Origin of the sequence: Rhodococcus globerulus (assembly GCF_019334125.1) — a bacterium.
GTDB classification, from domain to species: Bacteria; Actinomycetota; Actinomycetes; order Mycobacteriales; family Mycobacteriaceae; genus Rhodococcus_F; species Rhodococcus_F globerula.
Genome location: NZ_CP079698.1, coordinates 5,837,878 through 5,850,398 on the forward strand (window position 1 = coordinate 5,837,878; position 12,521 = coordinate 5,850,398).

Genomic DNA, 12,521 nt, shown 5'->3' on the forward strand with positions numbered 1-12,521 from the left:
TAGTCTCGACACACTATGCAGCCCAGCAATGTCCCGAGCGCGCCCCTAGGGTCGTGGCTGCTCGGATCCACAGACGAGAGTCCCCGCCGACGACGCATTCGCGTCCAGGCCCTCCTCACTGCTCCGCTCCTGGTCACCAATCTGATCGGGTCCGCACTGGCCGTCGTTCTCATCGGAGTTGTTGTTCCAGGCCCGAGCATCATGCGATCGGAGTTCGCGTGGATCAACTTCATCGCAGTGCCGATATTCACTGGGTGTGTCTTCATCGTGGGGTTGCTCTGGGGAACTACACGCCTCATCCATGATCTTCGGTGGGCAACGGACAACGTCCCGCCGACACCTGAGAATCAGCGCGCCGCGCTGCGTGGACCTTGGCGATTGACCCGCGTTCAAGCCATCCTGTGGACGGTGGCATTGGCCACGTTCACCACGATGTACGGGATCGTCGACGCCAACACCATCCCGAAAGTGTTGTTCACCATAGCTTTCAGCGGAATCACGACCTGCGCGTTCTGTTATCTCCTCAGCGAGTTCGCACTTCGTCCCATCGCAGCCCGCGCCCTCGAATCCGGGACACCCCGCAAATCCGCGGTGCTCGGCATCACGGGGCGCACCATCCTGGTCTGGATGCTCGGCAGCGGAGTCCCTGTCGCCGGTCTGATGTTGATCGCGATCTTCAGCTTCATCCGTCCAGCCTCCGGGCAGGCTCTCGCAATCGTCATCCTCGTAATCGGCGGAATCACCCTGTGCGTCGGACTCGGGCTGACCTATATCAACATTCGATCGGCTGCGGCGCCGATCCGATCCGTTCGGCGAGGTATGGAGCAAGTCACCCGCGGCGATCTGAGTGCTCACGTCGTTGTCTACGACGGTACCGAATTGGGCTTGCTCCAAACCGGTTTCAATCGTATGGCGGAAGGACTTCGGGAGCGTGAACGCATTCGCGACCTGTTCGGACGACACGTCGGGCATGAGGTTGCAGCCAACGCGATGCGTCAGAATCCCGAACTCGGCGGCGAGGAACGTGATGTATCGGTTCTCTTCGTCGACGTGATCGGTTCCACCACGATCGCCTCGACAAACACCCCCACCGCCGTTGTCGCACTCCTCAACAGGTTCTTCGACGTCATCGTCGACGAGGTCGACGGGCACGGCGGATTTGTCAACAAGTTCGAGGGCGACGCAGCACTTGCCATCTTCGGTGCGCCGAACCGGATCGACGACCACGCGGGCAGCGCACTCGCAGCGGCCAGACAGATCCAGATCCGTCTGTGCGCCGAAGTGCCTGAAATCAATGCCGGCATCGGCGTCGCGTCAGGTATCGCAGTTGCCGGAAATGTCGGTGCGCGTGAAAGATTCGAGTACACCGTGATCGGTGATCCTGTGAACGAAGCAGCCCGTCTCTCCGAGGTGGCCAAGACCGTACCGGGAAATCTGGCAGCGTCAGGCCGCGCTGTTGCGGCGGCCCACAACAGCGAAGCCGACCAGTGGCGGATCACCGACAGCATCACACTGCGCGGTCGCCTCGAAGAGACAGAACTTGCGATTCCTCGTGAGCCGGCGGAAGGCCTCGTATCAACCCCTGTTCCGCCGACGGACTGAATCCGGTTACGAGCCGAAAATGTCCCCCCGTTGATTCAGTATCGACGTTGACGGATCGGGTTCTGGGGATACCGGGCTGACCGTACTAGCTCGGCCAGATCTTGGCTCCCGACGACGGGTTGTCGTTGCCGAACGACACCTTCGAGTACTTCACGCTCACATCCGGAATGCCGCCACACGTCTTGGTCCCGGAGAACTTCTCGATGAAACCGATAGTCGTGCTCTTCAGTCCACCGAATGCGGCTGGAGTGGACCATGACCCCATCTTTGTGACCACTCCGGTGGAATCATTGGTAATCGTTCCCGACCATGTTGTTGCCGTCGCCGACGAACCCGACTTCATGACGTCGAAGGAATATGCCGTTCCACGCGAATAGGGAACATCAATCGCACACGTGACACCATTGCCCCCGTCAGCGCCCGACCGCCATTCCGAAGACAGCGGCACACCACCGGCACCGAACAGCGAGAAACGGACACCGGCGGTGCCGTTCGGGGTCTCCACAGCAACCGTGTAGTGGAAACTGTCGATCGTTTCAACCGGCGTGCGGGGAGTCACGTCGTAGGAGATGAAATGCTGCGGGTTGCCAGCGGGTATCGACGACGCCCCAGGCGCGGCAGCACTCGCCACCCCGACGATTTGAGAAACAATTTCAGAATTCTCGAATATTTCCAGCGGATTCAGACATAGAAGTACATTCAACTGTTCTATTTGCAATTAATGAATAGATATATCCGAATTCTTACATTCGATTACAAAACTACAATTGTCTTTATGTGAGCTTTATGTTTTGGGTGAAACGAGAAAAGCCCCCCAACAATGTTGGGGGGCTTTCTCAAGTTGTGTTCGGCGGTGTCCTACTCTCCCACACCCTGTCGAGTGCAGTACCATCGGCGCTGAAGGGCTTAGCTTCCGGGTTCGGAATGGGACCGGGCGTTTCCCCTTCGCTATGACCGCCGTAACTCTATGAAACTGTCACAGTAACTAACCGTGAACCAGATCCTCCACACATCCACCGACAAGTGTCGGTGAATGATGGGGAATCGAATTCAAGGTATCTGTGTGTTGTTTCAGATACCGCACAGTGGACGCGTAGCTTCTTTGTGGTAAGTCCTCGGCCTATTAGTACCAGTCACCTGCATACATTACTGTACTTCCAGTTCTGGCCTATCAACCCGGTGGTCTGCCGGGGGCCTTACCCCCTCGAGGGGGTGAGAAACCTCATCTTGGAACAGGCTTCCCGCTTAGATGCTTTCAGCGGTTATCCCTTCCGAACGTAGCTAACCAGCGGTGCTCCTGGCGGAACAACTGGCACACCAGAGGTTCGTCCGTCCCGGTCCTCTCGTACTAGGGACAGCCTTCCTCAAGTTTCTTACGCGCGCGGCGGATAGAGACCGAACTGTCTCACGACGTTCTAAACCCAGCTCGCGTGCCGCTTTAATGGGCGAACAGCCCAACCCTTGGGACCTACTCCAGCCCCAGGATGCGACGAGCCGACATCGAGGTGCCAAACCATCCCGTCGATATGGACTCTTGGGGAAGATCAGCCTGTTATCCCCGGGGTACCTTTTATCCGTTGAGCGACACCGCTTCCACTTGCCGGTGCCGGATCACTAGTCCCGACTTTCGTCCCTGCTCGACCTGTCAGTCTCACAGTCAAGCTCCCTTGTGCACTTGCACTCGACACCTGATTGCCAACCAGGCTGAGGGAACCTTTGGGCGCCTCCGTTACATTTTGGGAGGCAACCGCCCCAGTTAAACTACCCACCAGGCACTGTCCCTGAACCAGATCATGGTCCGAGGTTAGAGGTCCAATTCGATCAGAGTGGTATTTCAACAACGACTCCACGATAACTGGCGTCACCGTTTCACAGTCTCCCACCTATCCTACACAAACCGAACCGAACACCAATACCAAGCTGTAGTGAAGGTCCCGGGGTCTTTTCGTCCTGCCGCGCGTAACGAGCATCTTTACTCGTAATGCAATTTCGCCGAGTCTACGGTTGAGACAGCTGAGAAGTCGTTACGCCATTCGTGCAGGTCGGAACTTACCCGACAAGGAATTTCGCTACCTTAGGATGGTTATAGTTACCACCGCCGTTTACTGGGGCTTAAATTCTCAGCTTCGCTCCGAAGAACTAACCGGTCCTCTTAACCTTCCAGCACCGGGCAGGCGTCAGTCCGTATACATCGTCTTACGACTTCGCACGGACCTGTGTTTTTAGTAAACAGTCGCTTCTCACTGGTCTCTGCGGCCCCACCCAGCTCAGACAGTAAATGTCGTCACCAGACAGGGCCCCCCTTCTCCCGAAGTTACGGGGGCATTTTGCCGAGTTCCTTAACCATAGTTATCTCGATCGCCTTAGTATTCTCTACCTGACCACCTGTGTCGGTTTGGGGTACGGGCCGTGTGAAAGCTCGCTAGAGGCTTTTCTCGGCAGCATAGGATCACTGAATTCGCCTCAATCGGCTACGCATCACGTCTCAGGCTTATATGCGACCCGGATTTGCCTAGGTCACGCCCTACACGCTTACACCGGTATTACCACTGACCGGCCCAGCTACCTTCCTGCGTCACCCCATCGCTTGGCTACTACCAGATCAGGTCCCGTGCATCCACCAACTCGAGACCCGAAGGTCTTCTCGTGGCTTCAGGACGGTTAGTATCACTGATTCACCATGGGCGCGTTCACACGGGTACGGGAATATCAACCCGTTGTCCATCGGCTACGCCTGTCGGCCTCGTCTTAGGTCCCGACTCACCCTGGGCGGATTAACCTGGCCCAGGAACCCTTGGTCATTCGGCGGACGAGTTTCTCACTCGTCTTTCGCTACTCATGCCTGCATTCTCACTCGTGTGGCCTCCACGGCTAGGTCACCCTGCCGCTTCCATGGCCACACGACGCTCCCCTACCCATCCACACACCTGCCAGAAAATCCTTGGATCAACTGGGGGCTATTGCGTGAATGCCGCAGCTTCGGTGGTGTACTTGAGCCCCGCTACATTGTCGGCGCAGGATCACTTGACCAGTGAGCTATTACGCACTCTTTCAAGGGTGGCTGCTTCTAAGCCAACCTCCTGGTTGTCTTCGCGACCCCACATCCTTTTCCACTTAGTACACGCTTAGGGACCTTAGCTGGCGATCTGGGCTGTTTCCCTCTCGACTACGAACCTTATCGCCCGCAGTCTCACTGCCGCGCTCTCACTCACCGGCATTCGGAGTTTGGCTGATTTCGGTAAGCTTGTGGGCCCCCTAGACCATCCAGTAGCTCTACCTCCGGTGAGAAACACGCGACGCTGCACCTAAATGCATTTCGGGGAGAACCAGCTATCACGGAGTTTGATTGGCCTTTCACCCCTACCCACAACTCATCCCCTCAGTTTTCAACCTAAGTGGGTTCGGTCCTCCACGACGTCTTACCGTCGCTTCAACCTGGCCATGGGTAGATCACTCCGCTTCGGGTCTAGAGCATGCCACTATGATCGCCCTATTCGGACTCGCTTTCGCTACGGCTACCCCACACGGGTTAACCTCGCGACATGCCACTAACTCGCAGGCTCATTCTTCAAAAGGCACGCCATCACCCCCCACACCGAAGTGTGCAAAGGCTCTGACGGATTGTAAGCGCACGGTTTCAGGTACTATTTCACTCCCCTCCCGGGGTACTTTTCACCTTTCCCTCACGGTACTAGTCCGCTATCGGTCACCAGGGAGTATTCAGGCTTATCGGGTGGTCCCGACAGATTCACACCAGATTTCACGGGCCCGGTGCTACTTGGGTTTCCATTACAACAGTCACAAAGTTTTCGTGTACGGGATTCTCACCCTCTACGACAGGCCGTTCCAGACCACTTCCACTAACCTCATGATTTCTTACTGTTGGCCAACACGGCAGTATTGACAAAATGAACCCCACAACCCCACGAATGCAACACCTGCCGGCTATCACACACCCATGGTTTAGCCTCTTCCGCTTTCGCTCGCCACTACTCACGGAATCACGGTTGTTTTCTCTTCCTGTGGGTACTGAGATGTTTCACTTCCCCACGTTCCCTCCACACGCCCTATATATTCAGGCGCGGGTAACACGACATCACTCGTGCTGGGTTTCCCCATTCGGACATCCTCGGATCACAGCTCGGTTGACAGCTCCCCGAGGCTTATCGCAGCCTCCTACGTCCTTCATCGGCTCCTGGTGCCAAGGCATCCACCGTACGCTCTTCATTACTTACAACAAAGATGCTCGCGTCCACTGTGCAGTTCTCAAACAACACACAAACAACCACATTCACGTTGACACCAACACCCACCACAGTGGACCGGTATGACAACTTGCAGTTATTTGTCGTTACTTCCTAGAGAGGAAACACTCACGTGTTCTCTCAGGACCCAACAGTATGTCGATATAATTTGTTCTCCCACCAGCACTGAGGCCGGCAGTAATGAAAACGAATGCTTGTCAGCGTCCACCCATGAGCAACCACCGTTCCACATACGGGAACGAAATGGCCTCTGCTTTCCTCAACCACACCTGTGTGCGGCGAGCGAAAGAGATGCTCCTTAGAAAGGAGGTGATCCAGCCGCACCTTCCGGTACGGCTACCTTGTTACGACTTCGTCCCAATCGCCGATCCCACCTTCGACGGCTCCCTCCCACAAGGGGTTAAGCCACCGGCTTCGGGTGTTACCGACTTTCATGACGTGACGGGCGGTGTGTACAAGGCCCGGGAACGTATTCACCGCAGCGTTGCTGATCTGCGATTACTAGCGACTCCGACTTCACGGGGTCGAGTTGCAGACCCCGATCCGAACTGAGACCAGCTTTAAGGGATTCGCTCCACCTCACGGTCTCGCAGCCCTCTGTACTGGCCATTGTAGCATGTGTGAAGCCCTGGACATAAGGGGCATGATGACTTGACGTCGTCCCCACCTTCCTCCGAGTTGACCCCGGCAGTCTCTTACGAGTCCCCACCATAACGTGCTGGCAACATAAGATAGGGGTTGCGCTCGTTGCGGGACTTAACCCAACATCTCACGACACGAGCTGACGACAGCCATGCACCACCTGTATACCGACCACAAGGGGGGCCGTATCTCTACGGCTTTCCGGTATATGTCAAACCCAGGTAAGGTTCTTCGCGTTGCATCGAATTAATCCACATGCTCCGCCGCTTGTGCGGGCCCCCGTCAATTCCTTTGAGTTTTAGCCTTGCGGCCGTACTCCCCAGGCGGGGCGCTTAATGCGTTAGCTACGGCACGGATTCCGTGGAAGGAACCCACACCTAGCGCCCACCGTTTACGGCGTGGACTACCAGGGTATCTAATCCTGTTCGCTACCCACGCTTTCGTTCCTCAGCGTCAGTTACTGCCCAGAGACCCGCCTTCGCCACCGGTGTTCCTCCTGATATCTGCGCATTTCACCGCTACACCAGGAATTCCAGTCTCCCCTGCAGTACTCAAGTCTGCCCGTATCGCCTGCAGGCTCACAGTTGAGCTGTGAGTTTTCACAAACGACGTGACAAACCGCCTACGAACTCTTTACGCCCAGTAATTCCGGACAACGCTTGCACCCTACGTATTACCGCGGCTGCTGGCACGTAGTTAGCCGGTGCTTCTTCTGCAGGTACCGTCACTTGCGCTTCGTCCCTGCTGAAAGAGGTTTACAACCCGAAGGCCGTCGTCCCTCACGCGGCGTCGCTGCATCAGGCTTTCGCCCATTGTGCAATATTCCCCACTGCTGCCTCCCGTAGGAGTCTGGGCCGTGTCTCAGTCCCAGTGTGGCCGGTCACCCTCTCAGGTCGGCTACCCGTCGTCGCCTTGGTAGGCCATTACCCCACCAACAAGCTGATAGGCCGCGGGCCCATCCTGCACCGATAAATCTTTCCACCACCCACCATGCGATAGGAGGTCATATCCGGTATTAGACCCAGTTTCCCAGGCTTATCCCGAAGTGCAGGGCAGATCACCCACGTGTTACTCACCCGTTCGCCGCTCGTGTACCCCGAAAGGCCTTACCGCTCGACTTGCATGTGTTAAGCACGCCGCCAGCGTTCGTCCTGAGCCAGGATCAAACTCTCCGTTGAAGACTCTAGATATCGCTCACCCGAAAGCAAGCTAAATCAGTCATAGACAAAAAGAGTCAAATCACTAGCAAAAAAACTCAACTAGCAAAAAATGTGTCGGCAACCATTCAGACGGAAGAATGAACAATCACCGACGAAAAATACTCACACCCCGAACATCAGAACCGAAACCCGAAGGCCCGGAACATCATTCGACATGTGAAGTACCAAAATAATTTGGCACTGACATTCATCGACACACTGTTGAGTTCTCAAAGAACACGCGCACACCATCACCGCGACCTTCAGGCCACTCGCTCCGGGGCAACTTTTCCAGCCTATCCCATCGAAGTCACCGGCGCAAACCGGAACATCGTGAAGAAGAACTGGGGTTGAAGCACAACCATACATGATGGAAACTACTTCGGATTTTGGCCAGGCACTTCGTACAACCTCGTGTCACTCACCCTCGCAGGTGGGAGTCGGTGTCCGTGTCGCTCTGACTTGGAATAAGTTACGCGAACCTTCAACGAATTAACAAATCGCCTGGTCGCCCTACTGGACTGAACAAGATTTGCAAGGTCACAGCGATTTCCGTGCCGGCTGAATCCAACTAAGCCGCACAACTGCCCGATGTGACCCCGAGCACCCCGGCTATTCGGTGCTGACCCTCTCGATAATCCCGCCCAGTCCACGCAGGTTCTCGACAAAGCGCGGATAGCCGCGGTCGATGTGGAAGATGTCGTGCACTTCGGTCACGCCATCTGCCACCAAGCCGGCAAGAACAAGTCCAGCTCCGGCGCGAATGTCCGAAGACCACACCGGCGCGCTGGACAGAACCGGCACTCCCCTGATTACGGCATGGTGACCGTCGGTCCGGGCGTCTGCGCCTAAACGGATCATTTCCTCCACGAACCGGAAACGGGATTCGAAGACGTTCTCTGTGATCATCGACGTTCCCTCTGCCACTGCTGCCAGTCCGATGGCCATGGGCTGGAGGTCCGTCGGGAATCCCGGGTACGGGAGCGTCGCAAAGTTGACGGCTTTGGGCCGCTCACGTTGGACAACTCGAAAACCGTCGACTTCCGGTGTCACTTCGGCGCCTGCAGTTCGCAGCTTGTCGAGGACCAACCCGAGATGCTTGTGGTTGACCCCACGAACGCGTACATCTCCCCTGGTCATCGACGCGGCGACGCCCCAGGTTGCTGCAACGATGCGATCACCGATGACTCTGTGTGTGGTCGGTTCCAGTTTGCGCACACCTTGAATGGTGAGCGTCGTGGAACCCCCGCCACTGACCTTTGCCCCCATCTGGTTCAGCATGTTGCACAGATCGACGATCTCCGGTTCACGTGCCGCATTGTCGATGACCGTTTCACCACGCGCGAGAACGGCAGCCATGAGGATGTTCTCAGTAGCACCGACCGACGGAAATACGAGGCGGATGTTTGCACCGTGCAGGTCATCGGCCTGCGCCACAACACATCCGTGCTCGATTTCACTGTGGGCACCGAGAAGGCGGAGTCCCGACTGATGCATGTCGAGCGGCCGGGATCCGATCGCATCGCCACCGGGAAGGGCAACCACGGCCCGGCGACAGCGCGCTACGAGTGGTCCCAAGACACAGACCGATGCGCGGAACTGCTTCACGGCGTCGAAGTCGGCGTGGTATTTCGGTTCGGCCGGCGTCGTGATCCGAACTTCTGAATCTTCAAGTTCGACTTCGCACCCCAGGCCTCGCAGCACGTCCGCCATCAACGGAACGTCGAGGATGTCTGGGCAGTTGGTCACGACGGTAGTGCCCTCGGCCAACAATGCTGCAGCCATCAGCTTCAGCACACTGTTCTTGGCGCCCCCGACTGAAACTTCACCTTCGAGGCGCTGACCCCCGGTTACAAGAAAGTGCTCACTCACGGTTCACAGCCTAGAGCCACAACCGTCGAAACTCCGCGCCGGTACCGTTGGCGTATGAGTGTTCACCTAACGAAGATCTACACCCGGACCGGCGACGACGGCACCACAGGACTGAGCGACTTTTCGCGCGTGTCCAAGAACGACCCGCGCCTGACCGCATATGCGGATTGCGACGAAACCAATGCCGCGATCGGTGTTGCGTTGGCACTCGGCAATCCATCGGAGAGTCTGACGGCGATACTTCGACAGATTCAGAACGACCTCTTCGACGCGGGAGCCGACCTGTCCACCCCGGTCGTCGAGAATCCCAAATACCCGCCACTGCGCGTTACCCAGGCATACATCGATCGCCTCGAAGGCTGGTGCGACGAGCTCAATGATGAACTGGCACCGCTGAATTCGTTCATTCTGCCCGGCGGAACGCCGTTGGGAGCTCTACTGCACGTTGCTCGGACCGTATCTCGCCGAGCCGAACGAGCGGCGTGGTCGGCTATCGATGCGCACCCTGACGACACGAGCGTTCTGCCCGCCAAATACCTCAACAGATTGTCGGATCTGCTCTTCATCATGGGAAGAGTTGCCAATCCGAACGGTGATGTTCTCTGGAAGCCAGGCGCCGGCGCCTGACGCCGCACCTCCGGTCAGGCGGTACGTCGCCTGCGGGCACGCCCGTCTGGCCGAGATTCCACCCAGGACAGGAACGCGGTCAACGCTCCACTGTCCAAAGCGATTTCGTAGTTCGACGACCCATCACGCAGACGCAGGACAACGATGTCGTCACTCATGATGTCGAATTCGGTACCGGAGGGAGAGCGACGGCTCTCGACCTCGATGCCTTGACGGTCGACACGTGAATCCGGACCGGGCCGGAGAGAAGAAAGTTTGAAGAATACGAAGGAGCTTTCGCCGTAGCGAATGATTCCGTGTCGCCACCCGCTGTCCCCCGGAGAGGGCAGAACACGAAGAAGTGCTGCCGTACCACCGCGGCGCAGGATCACCAGACGGTACAGAAAAGCCGCGACGAGAACCGCGAGCAGCACAACCAGAATGATCAACACAGTCATTCCGAATGTCACTGTTCGTCGGCTCCCGTCGCGGCTTTGCTCTGATTAACTACGCGCGCTCGACTGCCCGAAGCTGACCCTTGGCGACCGCAATCGCCTCGTCGTCGGCTTGGGTGTCAGCGAGTACTGCCTTGGCAGCGCTCACGTCGATGTCCTCGGCCATGTCCGCGGACTCGGCCAGAATCGTGACGGTGGTAGCCGTCACCGACAGGAAACCGCCGTGAACTGCTGCGACGATGCGCTCACCGTCGACAGACGTGATCGACACGGTGCCGCCCTCGATGAGCTGGCCGAGAACCGGCTCATGCCCAGGCATGATGCCGATCTCGCCCTCAGTCGTCTGAGCGCTGACCAGCGTCGCCGTACCCGACCACAAGCGCTCCTCGACGGCAACGAGTTCTACGGTCATCTCAGCCATCGTGGACTACTTCCCGGCCATCTTCTTGGCTGCAGCCTCGACGTCGTCGAGTCCACCACAGCTGTTGAATGCCTGCTCGGGAAGGTGATCGAACTCGCCCTTGCAGACGCGGTCGAAGGCTTCGATGGTGTCGCGAAGCGGCACGACGGAGCCGGGCTCACCGGTGAACTTCTCGGCAACGATGAAGTTCTGGCCGAGGAACTTCTGGATACGACGGGCGCGGCCCACGAGGACCTTGTCCTCTTCCTGAAGCTCGTCCATACCGAGGATGGCGATGATGTCCTGCAGTTCCTTGTACTTCTGCAGGATGCGCTTGACCTCGTTGGCAACGCGGAAGTGCTCGGCACCGACGATGCCGGGCTCCAGGATGCGGGAGGTCGAGCTCAGCGGATCCACAGCGGGGTAAATACCCATCTGCGAAATCGGGCGCGAGAGCTCGGTGGTGGCATCGAGGTGCGCGAACGTCGTAGCCGGCGCGGGGTCGGTGTAGTCGTCGGCGGGCACGTAAATAGCCTGCAGCGACGTGATCGAACGACCACGGGTCGAGGTGATGCGCTCCTGGAGCTCACCCATCTCGTCCGCAAGCGTGGGCTGGTAGCCCACTGCCGAAGGCATACGGCCGAGGAGGGTGGAAACCTCGGAACCTGCCTGCGTGAAGCGGAAGATGTTGTCGATGAACAGCAGGACGTCCTGGCCCTGAACGTCGCGGAAGTACTCCGCCATCGTCAGTGCGGACAGGGCGACGCGCATACGCGTTCCGGGCGGCTCGTCCATCTGGCCGAAGACAAGGGCGGTGTCCTGGAGGACGCCCATCTCTTCCATTTCCAGGTGGAGGTCGGTGCCCTCACGGGTACGCTCACCGACGCCTGCGAACACCGAGGTGCCCGAGAACTCGCGAGCGATACGCGTGATCATTTCCTGGATCAGAACGGTCTTGCCGACGCCGGCACCACCGAACAGACCGATCTTTCCACCCTTGACGTACGGGGTGAGAAGGTCGATGACCTTGATGCCGGTCTCGAGGATCTCGGTCTTACCTTCGAGCTGATCGAAGGCTGGTGGCTTGCGGTGGATGCCCCACTGCTCGCCGTCACGGCCGAGGCCGGGTGTGTCGAGGCAATCGCCCAGTGCGTTGAACACGTGGCCCTTGACGACGTCACCGACGGGAACCGAGATCGGCTTGCCCGAGTCGGTCACTGCAGTGCCGCGGACCAGGCCGTCGGTGGGCTGCATGGAGACGGTGCGGACCAGGTTGTCACCGAGGTGCTGAGCAACCTCGAGCGTCAGCGTCTTGGCGACCGAGGGAAGCGTGATCTCGGCGTTCAGGGCGTTGAACAGTTCAGGAACAGCGCCACGCGGGAATTCAACGTCCACGACGGGACCGATGACCCGCACGACGCGGCCGGCTACGGCCGAAGCCGAACCTGCCCCGTTGTTTTCGGTTACTGCTGCGGTCATG

7 protein-coding genes and 3 rRNA genes are annotated in these 12,521 nt (G+C 58.0%); 2 read left to right on the forward strand and 8 right to left on the reverse strand.

Features of this window, described 5'->3' with window-relative positions; translation table 11 throughout:
- Positions 1-15: 15 nt before the first annotated feature.
- Positions 16-1,602, forward strand: a complete 1,587-nt coding sequence (locus tag KYT97_RS26665; protein WP_219111103.1) for an adenylate/guanylate cyclase domain-containing protein — start codon at positions 16-18, stop codon at positions 1,600-1,602.
- An 85-nt stretch (positions 1,603-1,687) separates the two neighbouring features.
- Here the strand turns inward: KYT97_RS26665 and KYT97_RS26670 are convergent, their stop codons facing one another.
- The 5 genes from KYT97_RS26670 to murA form a co-directional block, all read right to left on the reverse strand.
- Positions 1,688-2,233 (reverse strand): DUF3472 domain-containing protein, encoded by a 546-nt coding sequence (locus KYT97_RS26670; protein WP_219111106.1) that lies wholly within the window; start codon positions 2,231-2,233, stop codon positions 1,688-1,690.
- A 214-nt stretch (positions 2,234-2,447) separates the two neighbouring features.
- Positions 2,448-2,564 (reverse strand): 5S ribosomal RNA (rrf, locus tag KYT97_RS26675).
- Between the two features lie 141 nt (positions 2,565-2,705).
- Positions 2,706-5,839: ribosomal RNA gene (locus KYT97_RS26680) — 23S ribosomal RNA — on the reverse strand.
- A gap of 330 nt (positions 5,840-6,169) precedes the next feature.
- Positions 6,170-7,687, reverse strand: a 16S ribosomal RNA gene (locus KYT97_RS26685).
- The 16S, 23S and 5S rRNA genes sit together here, the layout of an rRNA operon.
- Before the next feature lie 633 nt (positions 7,688-8,320).
- Entirely contained in the window at positions 8,321-9,580 is a 1,260-nt protein-coding gene (gene murA, locus KYT97_RS26690; protein WP_033236110.1) for a UDP-N-acetylglucosamine 1-carboxyvinyltransferase, read from the reverse strand.
- A 54-nt stretch (positions 9,581-9,634) separates the two neighbouring features.
- Here murA and KYT97_RS26695 point away from each other — a divergent pair, with 54 nt between their 5' ends.
- Positions 9,635-10,207: a cob(I)yrinic acid a,c-diamide adenosyltransferase gene (locus KYT97_RS26695; RefSeq protein WP_045071314.1), complete on the forward strand. Its 573-nt coding sequence runs from the start codon at positions 9,635-9,637 to the stop codon at positions 10,205-10,207.
- 14 nt (positions 10,208-10,221) lie between these two features.
- Here the strand turns inward: KYT97_RS26695 and KYT97_RS26700 are convergent, their stop codons facing one another.
- Genes KYT97_RS26700 through atpD form a run of 3 tightly spaced genes read right to left on the reverse strand, consistent with a single transcriptional unit; the run spans position 10,222 to position 12,520 of the window.
- On the reverse strand, positions 10,222-10,644 hold the full coding sequence (locus KYT97_RS26700) for a DUF2550 domain-containing protein (RefSeq protein ID WP_033236108.1): 423 nt from the start codon (positions 10,642-10,644) through the stop codon (positions 10,222-10,224).
- A 49-nt stretch (positions 10,645-10,693) separates the two neighbouring features.
- On the reverse strand, positions 10,694-11,062 hold the full coding sequence (locus KYT97_RS26705; RefSeq protein ID WP_033236107.1) for a F0F1 ATP synthase subunit epsilon: 369 nt from the start codon (positions 11,060-11,062) through the stop codon (positions 10,694-10,696).
- 6 nt (positions 11,063-11,068) lie between these two features.
- Positions 11,069-12,520 carry a F0F1 ATP synthase subunit beta gene (gene atpD, locus KYT97_RS26710; RefSeq protein ID WP_003941349.1) on the reverse strand — a complete coding sequence of 484 codons (1,452 nt, stop codon included), beginning with the start codon at positions 12,518-12,520 and terminating at the stop codon, positions 11,069-11,071.
- Position 12,521 lies beyond the last annotated feature (1 nt).

Bases quoted from the DNA above. Each gene is read 5' to 3' on its own strand.
- KYT97_RS26665 (WP_219111103.1), top strand. From the start codon at position 16: ATGCAGCCCAGCAATGTCCCGAGCGCGCCCCTAGGGTCGTGGCTGCTC.
- KYT97_RS26695 (WP_045071314.1), top strand. From the start codon at position 9,635: ATGAGTGTTCACCTAACGAAGATCTACACCCGGACCGGCGACGACGGC.
- KYT97_RS26700 (WP_033236108.1), bottom strand. From the start codon at position 10,644: ATGACTGTGTTGATCATTCTGGTTGTGCTGCTCGCGGTTCTCGTCGCG.
- KYT97_RS26705 (WP_033236107.1), bottom strand. From the start codon at position 11,062: ATGGCTGAGATGACCGTAGAACTCGTTGCCGTCGAGGAGCGCTTGTGG.
- atpD (WP_003941349.1), bottom strand. From the start codon at position 12,520: ATGACCGCAGCAGTAACCGAAAACAACGGGGCAGGTTCGGCTTCGGCC.